The sequence below is a fragment of the Streptomyces sp. SAS_272 genome, from assembly GCF_052543235.1.
Map to the genome: position 1 here is coordinate 1 of NZ_JBMNDR010000083.1, position 16,569 is coordinate 16,569.

The following is a 16,569-nucleotide window of genomic DNA, read 5'->3' on the forward strand; positions in this document are numbered from 1 at the left end:
CCTGGTGCCGGCCCCCCCCCAGGGCCCCTCCACGCGTTCCACAGAGAGGTGCGATGACAGCAGACGACTCGTTCGGCCGTCTCGACGACGACTATCCCGCCTACACCATGGGCCGGGCCGCCGAGATGCTCGGCACCACCCAGGGCTTCCTCCGCGCCGTCGGCGAAGCCCGCCTCATCACCCCGCTGCGCTCCGCAGGCGGACACCGCCGCTACTCCCGCTACCAACTGCGCATCGCCGCCCGCGCCCGGGAGCTCGTCGACCAGGGCACCCCCATCGAGGCCGCCTGCCGCATCGTCGTCCTCGAAGACCAACTCGAAGAAGCACAGCGCATCAACGCCGAACACCGCCGCGCCGCCGAGGCGTCCGAACCACCCGCGGCCTGAGGCAGTGCGCGGTCATCGCCTCAAGCGCTCAACAGCGGCCGCCGTCCCTCGAACGCTGCGCTTCGGGTGGGTCAATATCTATGGCCGCGAGGTGAGGGTTTGACCCGTCACGCGGAAAGTGTTTTTGCCGTAATCATCAGGACGGCCCCATTTACCGCAGTCGGCCCGCCATCTCATGCTACTGTTGATCTCAGTTGCAGTTGTGGTTCCCAAAAACTTCAGACGCCATTCGTCGGCATCTACAGCCGTCGGCGGCGTTTTCGTATTGCCGGTCGTTTCCCGGACGGGGCATCATCGCGGCGACCCGGTATCCGTGCATCGCGGGTCCCGGCGTACTGCCCAAGAGGAGATATGACATGGCGTCAGGCACTGTGAAGTGGTTCAACGCAGCCAAGGGTTTCGGCTTCATCGAGCAGGACGGCGGGGGCGCCGACGTCTTCGCCCACTTCTCGAACATCGCCGCCCAGGGCTTCCGTGAGCTGATCGAGGGCCAGAAGGTCACCTTCGACATCGCGGCGGGCCAGAAGGGCCCGACGGCCGAGAACATCGTCCTCGCCTGACGCTGACGCGCACTTCGTAGCTGGGGCCCGCATCCCTCGGGGTGCGGGCCCCAGCTACGGATTTTTTCCCGCAGTGGTGCGACCTGCGGGAAGAGAAGCGTCCGCGGTCCCTCGTCCAGGGACGCGCGCCTCGTCCGAGGCGCAACCGGCAGCCCCCCGGGATTTCACGTCCATACGGCGTCAGAAATTCGTTCGGTGCAATCCGCACCAGATCCACTGCACTCCAGATTCTTTTCGCGTCCATTCGGTCCGTTCTTGTGATTCCCCGCGCTGCTTCCGCTGCGGGAATTCCTTGGTACGTGCCGTATCAAGGAAGGTTCTCAATGAACTCCGCACGCACCAATGACCGCTCTTCCCGCCGCAACCGCAGCGACGGGCCCGCTTTCGGCTCCGGCGCCGGTTCGAAGCGGGGCAGCCGTTTCGGATCATCCGCCCCGAGCCGTTCAGGGGGTCCGAGCCGTTCGGGCGGCTACGGCCGGCGGCCCGCAGCGGTGCAGGGCGAGTTCGCCCTGCCGAAGACGATCACTCCCGCACTGCCGGCGGTCGAGACGTTCGCCGACCTCGACATGCCGAAGCCGTTGCTGGCCGCGCTGACCGCGCAAGGCGTCAGCGTCCCGTTCCCCATCCAGGGCGCGACCCTGCCCAACACCCTCGCGGGCCGCGACGCCCTGGGCCGCGGGCGCACCGGATCCGGCAAGACCCTCGCCTTCGGCCTGGCCTTGCTGGCCCGCACCGCCGGACAACGCGCCGAGGCCCGCCAGCCGCTGGCCCTGGTCCTCGTCCCGACGCGTGAGCTGGCCCAGCAGGTGACCGACGCACTCACCCCCTACGCCCGCTCGGTGCAGCTGCGTCTTGCCACGGTCGTGGGCGGAATGTCGATCGGCAGGCAGGCCAACGCGCTGCGCAGCGGCGCCGAGGTCGTCGTCGCGACGCCGGGACGGCTCAAGGACCTCATCGACCGCGGGGAGTGCCGGCTGAACCAGGTCGCCATCACCGTCCTGGACGAGGCGGACCAGATGGCCGACATGGGCTTCATGCCCCAGGTCACCGCACTCTTGGACCAGGTCCGTCCCGAGGGCCAGCGGATGCTGTTCTCCGCCACCCTGGACCGCAACGTCGACCGCCTGGTCCGCCGCTACCTCACCGACCCGGTCGTCCACTCCGTCGACCCGTCCGCGGGTGCGGTCAGCACGATGGAGCACCACGTGCTGCACGTCCACGGCGCGGACAAGCACTGGACGACGACGCAGATCGCGGCGCGCGAAGGCCGGGTGATCATGTTCCTGGACACCAAGCACGCCGTCGACCGGCTGACGCAGGACCTGCTCAACAGCGGGGTGCGGGCCGCCGCCCTGCACGGCGGCAAGTCACAGCCGCAGCGCACCCGAACCCTGACCCAGTTCAAGACCGGGCACGTCAGCGTGCTCGTGGCCACGAACGTCGCCGCCCGCGGCATCCACGTCGACAACCTCGACCTGGTCGTCAACGTCGACCCGCCGACCGACCACAAGGACTACCTGCACCGCGGCGGCCGCACCGCGCGCGCCGGCGAGTCCGGCAGCGTCGTCACCCTGGTCACTCCCGACCAGCGCCGCGACATGACCCGTCTCATGACCGCCGCCGGCATCATGCCCCAGACCACCCAGGTCCGCGCCGGCGACGAGGCACTCAGCCAGATCACCGGCGCCCAGACGCCCTCCGGCATCCCCGTGACGATCACCGCGCCGGTCGCCGAGCGGCGTCAGCGCAGCACGTCGTCCTCACGCGGCCGCCGCAGCCCCGCCTCGGCCGCCCGGCGCAGGACCCGGCCGTCCTCGTCCGACGCGGCGGCGTAAGGACTTCATGTCCAGGTTCAGGAATCCGGCCCGCCTCTGCACGAGGCACGTGGTGACGGCGGTGCAGATGCATCCCCGCTCGACGGGCGCCGGCCCGGTGACCACGACGACCGAAGCCGAGCACGCGATGCGCCGCCGCCGCCTCGCCGCCCTGCCCGTGGTCGACGAACACGGCAACGCCCCGGGCGTTCTCGCCCTGGCCCCCTGAACCGTCTCGACCGCGGCAGAACCATCCCCTCGTTCTACTCCTGTGAGGCATCATGCGCTGTGTCATCGCCCGCTTCCCCTTCGACCTCACCAAGAGCGGCGTCCTGGAATCGATGAAGGGCGTCAAGCCCGAGGAAGTCTTCGGGCCGTCCGTGATCGTCGGCCGTCGCACCTACCCCGTCAAGCAGGTCGGGCAGGTCGTCACCCGCCAGGACCGCCGAGACTTCAGCGCCGAAGAAGTCCTGCGTGCCATGACCCAGCTCGGCTTCACCTGCCGCGACGACTCCCGAGCCGCGGCGCCCGCCCGCACGCTCAGCCCGTTGGAAGAGGCTTCCGCGATGCTCGGGGCCCCCGCAACCGTCTGACCGACCGGTGACGACGGCCGGCCCGGCCGCGGCCCCCGCCCGGCTTCGGCGGGACCCAGCCGGTCGGCCGGCGCGTCCCCGGATCGCTCCTGGGCGGCCCCCCGCGCACACCGGTGGGGCAGGTGATCACGGCGGCCCCAGGAGGGCTGGGCGGAGTCCGTGGCCAGACCCAGGCGCGGTCACCGCCAGGCATCACCTGGATCGGCGATACCGCCGTTCCTGCTGTACTTGCTAGCCTCACCCGGACGCGGGAGGAGCGCAGGGAGTGGCCATGCAGGAAGCCGAGGCCGTGGAGACCATCCAGCGCGAGATGACGGTCTTCGCGCGACGGGCGCGGGCCTCGGCGGGCCGGCTGCACCCCGAACTGTCGCTGGTGTCGTACACACTGCTCGGTCATCTCGAGGAGAGCGGCGGCTGCCGGGCGACCGACCTCGCCGCGCACTACGCGCTGGACAAGTCCACCGTCAGCCGCCAGGTCACCGCCCTGGAGCGGGCCGGCCTGATCGAACGGCGTCAGGACCCCGAGGACCACCGCGTCCACGTCCTCCATCTCACCGACGCCGGCCGCAGCATCCTCGCCCGGGTCACCGAGAGCCGCCGCACGGCCTTCCGCCGACGACTCGCCGAGTGGCCGGCGGAGGACCTGGAGCGGTTCGCGGAGTACCTGGAGCGGTACAACGCCTGGACCGCCCCCTGATCAGCGCGCCCCGGGGCGGCCCGGGGCGAGGCCGAACGCCCCCCGCGTGGGTTCGTGCGAACGGCTCGCCGTCGGCGCGCCGTCGTGAACGATGCGTGAAACCATGTACTCCAAACGGGGTAGAACCCCCATGGGGGCACTCGTCCGCGTGACGGCGAGGAGGTCGACATGCGAACCCGGGTGCGTGGCTGGCGCTGGCGGCACAATCCGCTGCGACGCCGTTCGGACGTCGTGGAGGCGTGGGCGACGCTCGTCGTCGCCGTGCTGCTGCTCGTCGCCGCGCCCCTGGCCGGAGCGCTGGCCGGCCAGTGGGCCCACGACGACGCTCGAACGGTCGCGGCCCGGCAGCAGGCCGACCGCCACCGGGTGCGGGCCGAGGTCGTCGGCCGCATGCCGCAGGCGCTGCCGTCGGCGGAGGGCGGCCGGCAGCAGACGGTCCGGGCGACCGTGCGCTGGACGCCGCCGGGCGAGCCGGCCCGCACGGCCGCCGCCCGGGTGCCGGCGGGCACGCGCCAGGGGCAGACGGTGGACGTGTGGTTCGATGCGCGCGGTCACAACGTCGCGCCGCCTCCGAACAGCACGATGGTGTGGCAGCAGACGCTCACCATGGGCGTGTGCGTGGCCGGGGGCGCGGCCGCCACGGTGCTCCTCGGGCACGCCGTGGTCCGCCGGCTGGCGATGCGCCGCCGGCTGGGCGAATGGGAGCGGGAATGGGCGCTCACGGAACCTCAGTGGAGCCGGCGCAGGCCCGCCTGAGGCTCCCGGCCGGGGGCTGGCGAGCCTTCCCGCCGTCCCCGTACGGTGTGATCATTCGTACGGGCACTTAACAAAAGGCGGTCCTTCATGCCCCTGTTCGACCTGTCGCTCGAAGAGCTACGCACGTACCGCAGCGCCTCCACCGAGCCGGAGGATTTCGACGCGTTCTGGTCCAAGACCCTCCAGGAAGCCCGCGAACACGACCTGGACGCCCGATTCGAGCCGGTCGACACGGGCCTGGCCACGGTGCAGGTGTACGACGTCACGTTCGCGGGGTTCGGCGGTCACCCGGTCAGGGGCTGGCTGACGCTGCCCACCGAGACGACGCAACCGCTGCCGCTGGTCGTGGAGTTCGTCGGCTACGGCGGCGGGCGCGGCCTGCCGCACGAGCACCTGCTGTGGGCGTCGACGGGCCGCGCGCACTTCGTCATGGACACCCGCGGCCAGGGCAGCGCCTGGGGCGGCGGGGGCGGCACGGCGGACCCGGTGGGCGGCGGGCCCTCGTACCCCGGATTCATGACCCGGGGCATCGACGACCCGGAGAACTACTACTACCGCCGGGTGTTCACGGACGCGGTGCGCGCGATCGAGGCGGCCCGCTCGCACCCGCTGACCGACGCCTCGCGGACCGTGGCGGTCGGCGGGAGCCAGGGCGGCGGCATCACGATTGCCGTGGGCGGTCTGGTGCCCGACCTGGTGGGCGTCGCGCCGGACGTGCCGTTCCTCTGCGACTTCCCGCGGGCCGCCACGCTGACGGACCGTCACCCCTATCGCGAGATCGGCCTGTTCCTCAAGACGCACCGCGGCCGCACGCAGGACGCGCTGCGCACCCTGTCGTACTTCGACGGCGTGCACTTCGCCGCCCGCGGCGCGGCGCCCGCGCTGTTCTCGGCGGCTCTCGAGGACCAGACCTGCCCTCCCTCGACGGTGTTCGCCGCCTTCAACGCGTGGGCGCACGACGACAAGGCGATCGAGGTGTACGACTTCAACGACCACGAGGGCGGCGGCCCCTTCCAGCAAGCGGCCAAACTGCGCTGGCTGCGCACATACGCCTGAGCCTGCGGAGCCGGGCCCTGAACTGCCCGCCCGGGCCACCCGGGCAGGGCGGGCCGGGCGGGCAGGCGCGGACCCGGACCCGGCCGGGTCACGGGCGTCGATTCCTCCGGAGATCCGCTGCCGCCCGCTTCCCTCCAGTCCGACCAGTCGGTATGTTCGGTGGGTCCGGGCCGCACCGTCGCGGTCCGGGGTTCCGGCGGACCACGGAGGACCCATGTCCGAGCACGTGCCACAGGTTCACGGCCACTGCGATCCGCGGTTCGCCGCGCTGCGCACCGCCTTCGAGGAGAACTTCAGCGACCGCGGCGAACTGGGCGCCGCGGTCAGCGTCACGGTCGACGGGGTGACGGTGGCCGACCTGTGGGGCGGCTGGGCCGACGCCGCCCGCACCCGCGCCTGGGAACGGGACACCCTGGTCAACGTCTGGTCCACTTCGAAGGGGCCGACGGCGCTGTGCGCGCACATCCTCGCCGACCGGGGTCTCCTCGACTTCGACGCGCCGGTGGCCGCCTACTGGCCGGAGTTCGCCGCGGCGGGCAAGGAGCGGGTCCTGGTGCGACATCTGCTGTCCCACCGCGCGGGCCTCTCGGGGCTGCGCGAACCGCACTCGCTCGACCAGCTCTACGACTGGGAGCTCACCACCGGGCGCCTCGCGGCCATGGAGCCGTGGTGGGAGCCGGGCACCCGGTCCGGCTATCACGCGCTGACCTACGGATTCCTGGTCGGAGAAGTCGTACGGCGGGTGTCGGGGCTGCTGCCGGGGGCCTTCCTGGAACGGGAGGTGACCGGCCCCCTGGGCGTCGACTTCACGATCGGCCTGCCCGAGAAGGAGTCCGCCCGGGCCGCCGAACTGGTGCATCCGGTGGCCGCCTCGTCCAGTGAACAGGCGGCCGTCTTCAGCCAGTTGTCGCCCGCGGCCATCGCCGCGCTGACCAACCCGCTCGCGGGCGCGGCCGAGGCCAACTCGGCTGCGTGGCGGGCTGCCGAGATCCCGGCCGCGAACGGCCACGGCACCGCCCGGGCGGTCGCCGCGCTCTACGGGATCCTCGCCTGCCGGGGCACGTACGGCGGCCGGCGCATCCTGTCCCCCGAGGCCGCCGAGCGGGTGCGCGAAGGGCAGGGCAGCTGCCGGGACCTGGTGCTGGGGGCCGGATTCGCGCACGAGACGGAGATCGGGCTGGGGCTCTGGCTCAGCGGCCCGAACGGCTCCTACGGACCCAACCCGCGCGCTTTCGGACACGACGGCTTCGGCGGCTCCTGCGGGCTCGCGGACCCCGAGGCCGGCGTGTCGCTCGGATACGTCATGAACCGCATGGGCCCGCACATCGCCGACGACCCGCGGAAGACGGCGCTGGTGGACGCCCTCTACGGCGCACTGTGAGCGGCGGCCCGACCGCCACGTGACACGGTCGCCCGACGGCGGGGCGCGGCGCGGTCGGACGGGGCGGCGCACGGCGTGGGAGCGGAACGGCGAAGGGGGTGGGGCGGTTCGGTTTCGGCCGATCACGCCGCCCGCTCTTCCCTGCTGGTTTAGACCAATGCTAGATCTGGTGGCGCACCGATTCCGTCCGACTACGGCACGTCACTCACAGGAGGCGCGCGGCATGGCCCGCAGCACCACCCTCGTCCACCCGTCCACTCACGACCGGCCCCTGTACCGGCGGATCGCGGCGGAACTGCTCGGCGAGTTGCGCGAGACCGTCGCGCCCGGCGAACGGCTGCCGAGCGAACGCCGGCTGGCCGGGCACTTCGGCGTCAGCAGGGAGACCGTGCGACAGGCGCTGGAGGTGCTGCGCCGCGAGGGTCTGGTCGAGACCGACCGGCGGGGCAGCCGCGTCGCCCCGCGGGACATCCCGTCGAGCGGCCCGCTGCCGGGAGCGACCCCGGCCGGCTCCCCGGCGTTCCTCGCCTTCCCGGTGGGCGCACCGTCCACGGGCGACGCCCCGGCGACGGCGCGGACGGCGGTCAGCTGGGAGCCGCCGCCGCCCGAGCACGCCGAGGCGCTCGGACTCGCCCCGGACCGGCCGACGCTGGTCCACCGTTACGAGTCCGCCGACGCCGACGGCGGCGGTCTGCGCACGGCGGTCACGTCCTTCTCCGCGGTGGCCGTGGCGGAGGTGGCGGAGCTCGCCCGCTGCCGCGAGCGCGCCGGCGCGAGCGGCGCCGCGCAGCTCGGGCGCGCCTACGACTGGATGCGCCGGGCGGGCCTGACCCTGCACCACCGGGACTGCATCACGCATCTCGACGACGCCCCGTCGATGCGGGTGACCCGGCGGGTGCACGACCAGTACGCGCGTCCGCTGGAGATCACCGACCTGGTGGTGGACACGCGGCGGGAGGCGCTGGTCTACGCGTTCACGCTTCCGGCGGCCGGGTGACCCCGTCCGTACCGTCGCCGCACGGGTCCGCCCGTCGCGCCTCGACCAGGCGGACCCGTGGGCTGCCGTCGCTCCGGGCCCCGAACCCGGGCAGTGCGCGCAGCTCCACCTGGAATCCCGCGCGCGTCAGTTCGCGCCGCACCTCGCCGAGCCGGAAGGCCCGGTAGTACATCACGAACGGCGGCCGCCACAGGGCGTTGCGCACCCGCATCGCGGCGTCGAAGCCGAGGAGCGCCCAGTACAGCGGGGAGGACGGCGGGGGCGGGGCGAGGACCGGGAACGCGAAGCGGCCGCCCGGCCGCAGCGCGGTGTGCACCTGGGCGAACAGGCCCGGCAGCTCCCGGGGCAGGAAGTGGCCGAACGCGCCGAAGCTGACGACGAGGTCGAAGCGGGCCGTGAACGGCAGGGCACGGGCGTCCGCGCGCACCCAGGACACCCGCGGGCCCGCCGCCGGCGCCCGCCGGCGCGCCTCGTCGAGCATGCCGGCGCTGAAGTCGACGCCGGTCACGCTGGACCGGCACACCGTCGCCAGGACGTCCACGCCGGCGCCCGTGCCGCAGCACAGGTCGAGGCCGTCCTCATAGGGTCCGGTGTCCTTCAGCGCCGCGGCGACCGCGTCGAGGACGGAGTCCGGGGTGCGGAACGGCGTGTGGTCGAACTTCGGCGCGAGGAGGTCGTAGCCGTGCTCGACGGACGACAGGGCCTGGACGGCGAGTTCGCGCAGCGTGGGGCCTTCGGGGTTGAACATCGACGTCAGCCTACGGCCGTCCGCCGCTTGAGGAGCGAGAGCGCCCGCTCGCACCAGCGCACGTTCGTCTCCTCGAAGGCGATGCCGCCGAGCAGGGTCAGATACGGGCCGATCCGCTCGGCCTCGCTCAGGTACTCGTCCTCGGTGCGCCCGTCGAGGAGGCGGTCGCGGACCCGCTCGTAGCGGTCGAGTTTGCCGCGCGACCAGCTCATGCGCTCCTCGATCAGCTCACGGGTCGCCTCGGGGTCGGCTCCGTCCATCGCCTGGATCTTGACGAGGAGCTCGTCGCGCAGGGCGGTGGGCCGGCGGGGCGGGACGGCGGCGAAGGCGCTCAGATCCTCACGGCCCGCGCCGGTGAGGGTGAACATGCGTTTGTCGGGCCGGCGCTCCTGCCGCACCACCCGTGCCTCGATGAGGCCGTCCTGTGCGAGGCGCTCCAGTTCGCGGTAGAGCTGCTGCGGAGTCGCCGGCCAGAAGTTCGCGAGGGAGACGTCGAAGATCTTCGACAGCTCGTAACCCGAGGCCTCGCCCTCCAGAAGAGCGGCCAGGACGGCGTACTTGAGGGACATGTGGACACGGTAACAGCAGGCGATTATTCTCAGACACACCTAATCAACAAATTGACTATCGGTGCGAACGAGGAGATACGATGCGCGCATTCCGCGAGGCCGTCGAGACCGGCGATCTCGACGCCGTCGAGGCGCTGCTGTCCGAGGACGTGGTCTTCACCAGCCCGGTCGTCTTCAAGCCCTACCCGGGCAAGGCGATCACGGCGGCGATCCTGCGCGCGGTGTCGCAGGTCTTCGAGGACTTCCGGTACGAACAGGAGCTGGCGGGCGGCGAGGGGCGCGATCACGCCCTGGTCTTCACGGCACGGGTGGGGGATCGCCGGCTCAGCGGCTGCGACTTCATCCACGTCGACGAGAACGGCCTCATCGACGAACTGACGGTCATGGTCCGCCCGTTGTCCGGCGCGCAGGCCCTGGCGGCAGCCATGGGCGCGCGGTTCGACGACATCGCGAAGGAGGCGGAGGCACGGGCGGCCTCCGCCTCCTGAGGGACGTCAGTCCTTGAGCTCGGCGAGCGTGGCCCGGGAGTCGGTCTTCAGCCAGCCCGAGACCTCGGCGAGCGTCGGCGGGTCCTTGTCGTTGCTGTACGAGGAGTAGTAGGCGCTGTAGCTCATCGTGTAGGTCGCCCAGCCGTCGCGCACGGCGAGGGTGGCGTACAGCGAGCCGCTGGACGAGGAGGAGGACGTGGTGTCGTCACTGACGAGATAGGCCTCGTCGCCGATGCCCGTCACCGCCTCCACGTCGTAACCCGAGTGGCTCTCCGAGTAGTTCTTCCAGGTGGCGGTGAACTCCGGTCCCGGATCGGTCTTCTTGTGCAGGTCCAGCTGGACGTACAGGTACGCGTCCGCATAGCTCGAACCCGTCTTCTTCAGGCTGAGGTTGCACAGCACCTCGTCGAGGGCGTCGTCCCCGAGGCTGTTGTGGGTCGGGGTGCTGTCGTTCGCCGCGTACTCCGACTGGAAGGACGAGTAGTCGGTGGAGTTGCACAGGTTGACCGGCGCCGAGTAGCCGCGCAGGTCGACGTCGGACCCCGCGGGGACCAGGAAGACGCCCGCCGCCCACGCGGCGGACGCCGCCACCGCGCCGACGACGGCCCACAGGACCGCCCGCCACGCGCCGCCTCCGCCCGTGGGCGGCGGCGGCCCGACGACAGGGTACGGGCCGGGCTGGGCATAGGGGTTGCCCGACTGCGGCTGCGGCTGCGGCTGCGGCACCAGGGGTCCGACCAGGGTCGGCTGGGCGTAGACGCTCGCCCCCGCGGACGGGGCGGCAGGCGCCGCCGGGGGGAACCCCAACGGCCCGCCGGGGGCTGGCGACTGCGGATTCGGATAGGGATACGCGCTCGGCTGGGCCGGCGCCCCGGACGGCGGCTCCGGCTGCTGCGGAGGCTGAGACGGCGTGGACATGCCGTGAAGATAATGCACACATAGCAGTCAAGTCCGGTGCCGTCACGGATCGTTACCCTCTGAGGACATCTGCGGCAAACCACGGAAGTATCCCTGCACGCCGATCGGCGTGCTACAGTGCGTATGGCACTTGTGTACGCCCCTTGTGAGGCGCCGGTGCCGATTCCTCCTCTGCCCGCCGTTCCCGGCCGGTGCAGCGGCCTTCCACACCACCTCGTCGACGCAGCAGCTCCGTCGCGACCAGGTGCCGTTCCCGCCGCCCGAGGCGCGTCTCGCGCCCATCGCCTGCGGCCGCCCCCTCCCTCCCGCACGTCCCGTGTCTCCGTCCGTGAAAGGACACACCACCATGACCGCCCCCACACTCGAACAGCCCACCGACCACCATCAGCCCCCGGTCCGGATCGCCGTCGGCGTCCTCGACCTCGACGCGAGCGGGAAGGGCCGCCTGCGCCCGCTCGACTGCCTGCCCACCCCGGACGACGTCCAGGTCCCCGCGGCGCTGATCCGCCGTCACGGCCTGCGCAGCGGTGACCTCGTCGAAGGGGTGCGCGGCGCCCAGCGCACCCTGACCGAGGTGGCCCGCGTCGACGGCCGCGCGCCCGGCGAACTGCGCGGGCGCCGCCACTTCCGCGACCTCACCCCGCTCCACCCGCACCGCCGACTGCGCATGGAACACCCCGCGGCCGGCCTCGCCGGGCGGGTCACCGATCTCCTCGCACCCGTCGGCAAGGGCCAGCGAGGGCTGATCGTCGCCCCGCCCAAGACCGGCAAGACCGTGCTGCTCCAGCAGATCGCCGCCGCGGTGGCCGGCAACCACCCCGAGGCCCGGCTGATGGTCCTGCTGCTCGACGAGCGGCCCGAGGAGGTCACCGACATGCGGCGCTCCGTGCGCGGCGAGGTGTACGCCTCGACCTTCGACCGGGCGCCCCGGCAGCACATCGCCCTCGCCGACCTGGTGGTCGAGCGGGCCAAGCGGCTCGTCGAGGCAGGCGAGGACGTCGTGATCCTCCTCGACTCGCTGACCCGACTGTGCCGGGCCCACAACAACGCGGCCGCCGCCGGGGGCCGCACCCTCAGCGGCGGCGTCGACGCGACCGCGCTGATCGGCCCGAAGCGGTTCTTCGGCGCGGCACGTGCGGCGGAGGAGGGCGGGTCACTCACCATCCTCGCCACCGCCCTGGTCGAAACGGGTTCCCGCGCCGACGACTTCTACTTCGAGGAGCTGAAGAGCACCGGCAACATGGAACTCCGCCTGGACCGCGAACCGGCCTCCCGGCGGGTGTTCCCCGCGGTCGACGTCAACGGCTCCGGCACCCGCCGTGAGGAACTGCTGCTGTCCCCGGCCGAGTCGGCCGCCGTGCGCGGGCTGCGCCGGGCGCTGCAGACCGCGCACGGCCAAGCGAACCTGGAGACGCTCCTGGAGCGGCTGCGGCAGACCCCCGACAACGCCGCCTTCCTGCGGCTGATCCAGCCGACCCTGCCGACCGGCTGAGGGGAGGTACCCCATTGGGGTGCTCACCGGGCCGCCTCGGCACGTGCGGGACGGGGAAGAGGGCGATCGTTCCTAGGTTGATCGTATGACGATCGGATTCTCTTCTCGGGTCGCGCTCTCGGCCGGCGTGTTCTGTGCGGCAGGCGCCCTGGCCCTCGGTCCCGTCGCAGCCGTCGCCCCGGCCACGGCGGCCCCAGGCCCGCCCGGCTCCCCCGGCAGCCCCGGCCCGGCCCCCGCAGTCGCCGGCGCCCCCGCAGGTGCCGCCGGGCCCCCCGCCGCACGCGCACAGGCGTTGCGGACGTCGGTGCTGTACCGCTCCGGCGTCCAGGTGAGGCCGCACGACGGCGTACCCGACGTGCCGGACGTCTCCGCGCTGTCCTGGCTGGTCGCGGACGCCGACACCGGCGAGGTCCTCGCCGCGTCCCACGCCCACCGCAAGCTGCCCCCCGCCAGCACGCTGAAGACGCTGTTCGCCCTCACGGTGCTGCCGGTGCTGCCCGCCGGCCTGCGGCACCGGGTCTCCGAGGAGGAACTCGCCGGCATCGGGCCCGGCAGCAGCCTGGTCGGGGTCGCCGAGGGGCAGACCTACACGGTCGCCGACCTGTGGCGCGGGGTGTTCCTCAACTCGGGCAACGACGCCGTGCACGTGCTGGCGGCCCTGGGCGGCGGCTGGAGCGCGACCACCGCCCGCATGCAGGAGAAGGCCCGCTCCCTCGGCGCACTGGACACCCACGTCCGCTCGCCCGACGGATACGACACGCCCGGCCAGGTGTCCTCCGCGTACGACCTGGCGGTGTTCGGCCGGGCCGGGCTGCGCAACGCCGACTTCGCCCGCTACTGCGGCACGGCGGAGGCCGCGTTCCCGGGCGGCGACGGATGGTCGTACGGCATCGCCAACACCAACCGTCTGCTGACCGGACACGACGGCGTCGAACCCTACCCCGGGCTGATCGGGATCAAGAACGGCTACACCAGCAAGGCCGGCAACACCCTGGTGGCCGCCGCCCGCCGGGGCGGACGCACCCTCGTGGTGACGGTGATGAACCCTCAGTCGGGCGGCGGCCACGCCGTCTACGAGGAGACGCGGGAACTGCTCGACTGGGGATTCGAGGCGGCCGGCCGTGTCGAGCCGGTCGGCTCGCTCGACGCGCTGCGCACCCCGCCGCCTCCCGTCGCGGGACCGGAGGCGGCCTTCACCCGCGCGCCCACCCGGACTCCCGCGCGGGCGTCCACGGCGCATCCGGGTCCCCCGCCGGCCCGGACGTCCACGCCGTCCCCGACGGGGACACGGACGGCGACGGCGCTCCCGGTCGCCTCCGCCGATCCGCCACGGCGTCCCGGATGGCCGGCGGCCGTGGAGATCGCCGGCGCGGCCGTCCTCGGCGGCGCCGCGGTGGCGCTGGTGCTGTGGGTCGCGCGGCGCCGGTTCACCCGCGACTGACCCGGACGCCCCGCGCCGCGTCCCGCTCGCGGGCGCAGGCGGAGACCGCACCGCACCGCCCTGCCGGTGCCGCTGCCGCTGCCGCTGCCGCTGCCGCTGCCGGCCGAGTTCCTGGGCTGATGGCGCTTGCTCACGCCACGCAGGGTGGAAACGACCGGGGGGACGACGCGGCGTCAGAACACGGACAGTCCCGTGAGCGTCGTGAACCGGTCGAGCGCGGCCACTCCCGCCACCGAGTTGCCGTGCTCGTCCAGACCCGGACTCCACACACACAGCGTGCAGCGGCCCGGCACGACGGCGATGATGCCGCCGCCTACGCCGCTCTTGCCCGGCAGGCCGACGCGGTAGGCGAACTCACCGGCTGCGTCGTACGTCCCGCAGGTCAGCATCACCGCGTTGACCTGCTTGGCCTGGCTCCGGGTGAGCAGTCGCGCGCCGTCGGCACGCACGCCGTGACGGGCGAGGAAGCCGGTCGCCAGGGCGAGGTCGGCGCAGGAGGCGGTGAGGGAGCACTGGCGGAAGTACTGGTCGAGCAGGACCGGCACCTCGTTGTCGATGTTGCCGTACGACGCCATGAAGTGGGCGAGGGCGGCGTTGCGGTGGCCGTGCCCGGCCTCGGAGGCGGCGATCTCCTCGTCGAAGTCGAGCCCGGGGTTTCCGCTCTCGGCGCGCAGGAACTCCAGCAGCTCATGGGACGCGTCTCCGCTGCGGGTGTGCAGGCGGTCCGTGACGACCAGCGCCCCCGCGTTGATGAACGGGTTGCGCGGGATGCCTCCCTCGTACTCCAGTTGCACCAGGGAGTTGAAGGGGTTGCCCGAGGGCTCCCGGCCCACGTGCTCCCAGAGTTCGTCGCCCTCGCGGGCGAGACCGAGCGCGAGGGTGAAGACCTTGGTGAGGGACTGCGTGGAGAACGGCTCCCGCCAGTCCCCCACGCCGTACACCGTGCCGTCCGGCTCCGCGACGGCCATGCCGAAGCGGCGCGGGTCGCAGGCGGCCAGCGCCGGAATGTAGTCGGCGGGCCGGCCGCGGCCGGGGGTGCGCTCGATCTCCTCGGCGATGCGCTCCAGAACCGGCTGGAAGGCGAGGGACGACGTCGTTGTCATGATCACCATTGTGCCTCCGTGCCGGTCCTGGCGCGTTCGTCGCAGCTCGTAGGGGGGTTCGGCCGGGGTCAGGCCAGGGCGTGTCCGCTGCCCGCCAGCACCTCGGGGCGCAGCAGACCGGCGAGGCGCTCGGCGGGCAGCAGTCCCTTCTCCAGGACGAGTTCGGCGACGCCGCGGCCGGTGACGAGGGCTTCCTTGGCGATCTCGGTGGCCGCCGTGTACCCGATGTGCGGGTTGAGGGCGGTCACCAGGCCGATGGAGTTCTCCACGCTCGCGCGCAGCGCCTCGGTGTTGGCGGTGATGCCGTCGACACAGCGCTCGGCGAGGGTGAGGCAGGCGGCGCGCAGGTGGGTGATGCTCTCCGACAGGGAGTGCAGGATGATCGGCTCGAAGGCGTTGAGCTGGAGCTGTCCCGCCTCGGCGGCCATGGTGATGGTGACGTCGTTGCCGATCACCTCGAAGGCGACCTGGTTGACGACCTCCGGGATCACCGGGTTGACCTTGCCGGGCATGATCGACGAACCCGCCTGCACCGGCGGCAGGTTGATCTCCCCGAGGCCGGCGCGCGGCCCGGAGGACAGCAGCCGCAGGTCGTTGCAGCTCTTCGAGAGCTTGACGGCGATCCGCTTCAGGACGCCGGACATCTGCACGAACGCGCCGCAGTCCTGGGTGGCCTCGACCAGGTTCGCGGCGGTCACCAGCGGCAGCCCCGTGATCTTCGCGAGGTGGCTGCGGGCGGACTCGGCGTAGCCGGCGGGCGCGTTGAGGCCGGTGCCGATCGCGGTCGCGCCCAGGTTGATCTCGTGGATCAGCTCGACGGCCTCGGCGAGACGGCTGCGGTCCTCGTCCGTCATGACGGCGTAGGCGGAGAACTCCTGACCGAGCGTCATCGGCACCGCGTCCTGCAGCTGGGTCCGGCCCATCTTGAGCACGTCGCGGAACTCGACGGCCTTGCGGGCGTAGGAATCCTGCAGCACGGCCATCGCGTCGAGCAGTCCGCGCACCGCGAACACCGTCGCCACCTTGACGGCGGTCGGGTACACGTCGTTGGTGGACTGGCCGAGGTTGACGTGCTCGTTGGGGTGCAGGAACCGGTACTCCCCCTTCGCGTGGCCCAGCAGCTCCAGCGCCCGGTTGGCGATCACCTCGTTGGCGTTCATGTTGGTCGAGGTGCCCGCGCCGCCCTGGACGACGTCCACGACGAACTGGTCGTGCAGCCGGCCTGTGCGGATCTCGCGGCAGGCGGCGACGATCGCTGCCGCCTTCTCCGGTTCCAGCAGACCCAGCTCCTCGTTGGCGAGAGCGGCGGCCTCCTTGACGGCGGCGAGGGCGTCGACGAGGTGCGGGTGGGCCGAGATCGGCGTGCCGGTGATGGGGAAGTTCTCGATGGCGCGCAGGGTGTGCACGCCCCAGTAGACGTCTGCGGGGACGTCCCGGTCTCCGAGCAGGTCGTGTTCGCTGCGGGTGACGGCGGTGGTCATGAGGGTGCGACCTCTTTCTGAGGCTGGCGCTGAGGGTGGAGGTACGAAGGGGGCGGCGGCCGGCTCGGGCGGTGCGTGGTGACGTCCGC

Annotated in this window: 18 protein-coding genes; 13 read left to right on the top strand and 5 right to left on the bottom strand. The window is 72.4% G+C overall.

Going from position 1 to position 16,569, the window contains the following annotated elements:
* Positions 1-53: 53 nt before the first annotated feature.
* The 10 genes from ACN6LD_RS33760 (at position 54) to ACN6LD_RS33805 (ending at position 8,240) form a co-directional block, all read left to right on the top strand.
* Positions 54-386, top strand: a complete 333-nt coding sequence (locus ACN6LD_RS33760; RefSeq protein WP_445045153.1) for a MerR family transcriptional regulator — start codon at positions 54-56, stop codon at positions 384-386.
* 356 nt (positions 387-742) lie between these two features.
* Entirely contained in the window at positions 743-946 is a 204-nt protein-coding gene (locus tag ACN6LD_RS33765; RefSeq protein WP_319194190.1) for a cold-shock protein, read from the top strand.
* A gap of 323 nt (positions 947-1,269) precedes the next feature.
* A complete protein-coding gene (locus ACN6LD_RS33770) occupies positions 1,270-2,781 on the top strand; it encodes a DEAD/DEAH box helicase (RefSeq protein WP_319194192.1) in 1,512 nt (503 codons plus the stop codon).
* Positions 2,782-2,788: 7 nt separating this feature from the next.
* The gene (locus ACN6LD_RS33775) at positions 2,789-2,989 is read left to right on the top strand and encodes a CBS domain-containing protein (protein WP_415924945.1); all 201 of its coding nucleotides are present in this window, start codon (positions 2,789-2,791) and stop codon (positions 2,987-2,989) included.
* A 52-nt stretch (positions 2,990-3,041) separates the two neighbouring features.
* Entirely contained in the window at positions 3,042-3,353 is a 312-nt protein-coding gene (locus tag ACN6LD_RS33780; RefSeq protein WP_319194194.1) for an SCO5918 family protein, read from the top strand.
* A 271-nt stretch (positions 3,354-3,624) separates the two neighbouring features.
* Positions 3,625-4,050, top strand: coding sequence for a MarR family winged helix-turn-helix transcriptional regulator (locus ACN6LD_RS33785; protein ID WP_445045166.1), 426 nt, complete (start codon positions 3,625-3,627; stop codon positions 4,048-4,050).
* Between the two features lie 168 nt (positions 4,051-4,218).
* The gene (locus ACN6LD_RS33790; protein ID WP_319194196.1) at positions 4,219-4,806 is read left to right on the top strand and encodes an Rv1733c family protein; all 588 of its coding nucleotides are present in this window, start codon (positions 4,219-4,221) and stop codon (positions 4,804-4,806) included.
* Between the two features lie 87 nt (positions 4,807-4,893).
* Positions 4,894-5,862, top strand: a complete 969-nt coding sequence (locus tag ACN6LD_RS33795) for an acetylxylan esterase (RefSeq protein WP_319194197.1) — start codon at positions 4,894-4,896, stop codon at positions 5,860-5,862.
* Positions 5,863-6,076: 214 nt separating this feature from the next.
* Complete coding sequence (locus ACN6LD_RS33800; protein WP_445045154.1) at positions 6,077-7,243, top strand: serine hydrolase domain-containing protein; 1,167 nt, start codon at positions 6,077-6,079, stop codon at positions 7,241-7,243.
* 223 nt (positions 7,244-7,466) lie between these two features.
* Positions 7,467-8,240, top strand: a complete 774-nt coding sequence (locus ACN6LD_RS33805; RefSeq protein ID WP_445045155.1) for a GntR family transcriptional regulator — start codon at positions 7,467-7,469, stop codon at positions 8,238-8,240.
* Here ACN6LD_RS33805 and ACN6LD_RS33810 read toward each other — a convergent pair.
* Complete coding sequence (locus tag ACN6LD_RS33810; protein WP_445045156.1) at positions 8,218-8,988, bottom strand: class I SAM-dependent methyltransferase; 771 nt, start codon at positions 8,986-8,988, stop codon at positions 8,218-8,220. The genes ACN6LD_RS33805 and ACN6LD_RS33810 overlap by 23 nt on opposite strands.
* 5 nt (positions 8,989-8,993) lie before the next feature.
* Positions 8,994-9,557: a PadR family transcriptional regulator gene (locus ACN6LD_RS33815; protein WP_319194203.1), complete on the bottom strand. Its 564-nt coding sequence runs from the start codon at positions 9,555-9,557 to the stop codon at positions 8,994-8,996.
* Between the two features lie 80 nt (positions 9,558-9,637).
* On the opposite strand from ACN6LD_RS33815, the gene ACN6LD_RS33820 reads away from it, so the two are divergent.
* Complete coding sequence (locus ACN6LD_RS33820; RefSeq protein WP_445045157.1) at positions 9,638-10,045, top strand: nuclear transport factor 2 family protein; 408 nt, start codon at positions 9,638-9,640, stop codon at positions 10,043-10,045.
* Positions 10,046-10,051: 6 nt separating this feature from the next.
* On the opposite strand, the gene ACN6LD_RS33825 is transcribed toward ACN6LD_RS33820, so the two are convergent.
* Entirely contained in the window at positions 10,052-10,963 is a 912-nt protein-coding gene (locus tag ACN6LD_RS33825) for a hypothetical protein (RefSeq protein ID WP_445045158.1), read from the bottom strand.
* Between the two features lie 346 nt (positions 10,964-11,309).
* On the opposite strand from ACN6LD_RS33825, the gene rho reads away from it, so the two are divergent.
* The gene (gene rho, locus ACN6LD_RS33830; protein ID WP_319194209.1) at positions 11,310-12,455 is read left to right on the top strand and encodes a transcription termination factor Rho; all 1,146 of its coding nucleotides are present in this window, start codon (positions 11,310-11,312) and stop codon (positions 12,453-12,455) included.
* An 85-nt stretch (positions 12,456-12,540) separates the two neighbouring features.
* The gene (locus ACN6LD_RS33835) at positions 12,541-13,896 is read left to right on the top strand and encodes a serine hydrolase (protein WP_445045159.1); all 1,356 of its coding nucleotides are present in this window, start codon (positions 12,541-12,543) and stop codon (positions 13,894-13,896) included.
* A 173-nt stretch (positions 13,897-14,069) separates the two neighbouring features.
* Here the strand turns inward: ACN6LD_RS33835 and ACN6LD_RS33840 are convergent, their stop codons facing one another.
* Positions 14,070-15,008, bottom strand: coding sequence for a glutaminase (locus ACN6LD_RS33840; RefSeq protein ID WP_319196157.1), 939 nt, complete (start codon positions 15,006-15,008; stop codon positions 14,070-14,072).
* 59 nt (positions 15,009-15,067) lie between these two features.
* Entirely contained in the window at positions 15,068-16,480 is a 1,413-nt protein-coding gene (gene aspA, locus ACN6LD_RS33845; RefSeq protein ID WP_319196158.1) for an aspartate ammonia-lyase, read from the bottom strand.
* Between the last annotated feature and the right edge of the window lie 89 nt (positions 16,481-16,569).

Bases quoted from the DNA above. Each gene is read 5' to 3' on its own strand.
- ACN6LD_RS33775 (WP_415924945.1), top strand. From the start codon at position 2,789: ATGTCCAGGTTCAGGAATCCGGCCCGCCTCTGCACGAGGCACGTGGTG.
- ACN6LD_RS33780 (WP_319194194.1), top strand. From the start codon at position 3,042: ATGCGCTGTGTCATCGCCCGCTTCCCCTTCGACCTCACCAAGAGCGGC.
- ACN6LD_RS33785 (WP_445045166.1), top strand. From the start codon at position 3,625: ATGCAGGAAGCCGAGGCCGTGGAGACCATCCAGCGCGAGATGACGGTC.
- ACN6LD_RS33790 (WP_319194196.1), top strand. From the start codon at position 4,219: ATGCGAACCCGGGTGCGTGGCTGGCGCTGGCGGCACAATCCGCTGCGA.
- ACN6LD_RS33800 (WP_445045154.1), top strand. From the start codon at position 6,077: ATGTCCGAGCACGTGCCACAGGTTCACGGCCACTGCGATCCGCGGTTC.
- ACN6LD_RS33805 (WP_445045155.1), top strand. From the start codon at position 7,467: ATGGCCCGCAGCACCACCCTCGTCCACCCGTCCACTCACGACCGGCCC.
- rho (WP_319194209.1), top strand. From the start codon at position 11,310: ATGACCGCCCCCACACTCGAACAGCCCACCGACCACCATCAGCCCCCG.
- ACN6LD_RS33810 (WP_445045156.1), bottom strand. From the start codon at position 8,988: ATGTTCAACCCCGAAGGCCCCACGCTGCGCGAACTCGCCGTCCAGGCC.
- ACN6LD_RS33835 (WP_445045159.1), top strand. From the start codon at position 12,541: ATGACGATCGGATTCTCTTCTCGGGTCGCGCTCTCGGCCGGCGTGTTC.
- ACN6LD_RS33825 (WP_445045158.1), bottom strand. From the start codon at position 10,963: ATGTCCACGCCGTCTCAGCCTCCGCAGCAGCCGGAGCCGCCGTCCGGG.
- ACN6LD_RS33795 (WP_319194197.1), top strand. From the start codon at position 4,894: ATGCCCCTGTTCGACCTGTCGCTCGAAGAGCTACGCACGTACCGCAGC.
- ACN6LD_RS33820 (WP_445045157.1), top strand. From the start codon at position 9,638: ATGCGCGCATTCCGCGAGGCCGTCGAGACCGGCGATCTCGACGCCGTC.
- ACN6LD_RS33760 (WP_445045153.1), top strand. From the start codon at position 54: ATGACAGCAGACGACTCGTTCGGCCGTCTCGACGACGACTATCCCGCC.
- ACN6LD_RS33840 (WP_319196157.1), bottom strand. From the start codon at position 15,008: ATGGTGATCATGACAACGACGTCGTCCCTCGCCTTCCAGCCGGTTCTG.
- ACN6LD_RS33815 (WP_319194203.1), bottom strand. From the start codon at position 9,557: ATGTCCCTCAAGTACGCCGTCCTGGCCGCTCTTCTGGAGGGCGAGGCC.
- ACN6LD_RS33765 (WP_319194190.1), top strand. From the start codon at position 743: ATGGCGTCAGGCACTGTGAAGTGGTTCAACGCAGCCAAGGGTTTCGGC.
- aspA (WP_319196158.1), bottom strand. From the start codon at position 16,480: ATGACCACCGCCGTCACCCGCAGCGAACACGACCTGCTCGGAGACCGG.
- ACN6LD_RS33770 (WP_319194192.1), top strand. From the start codon at position 1,270: ATGAACTCCGCACGCACCAATGACCGCTCTTCCCGCCGCAACCGCAGC.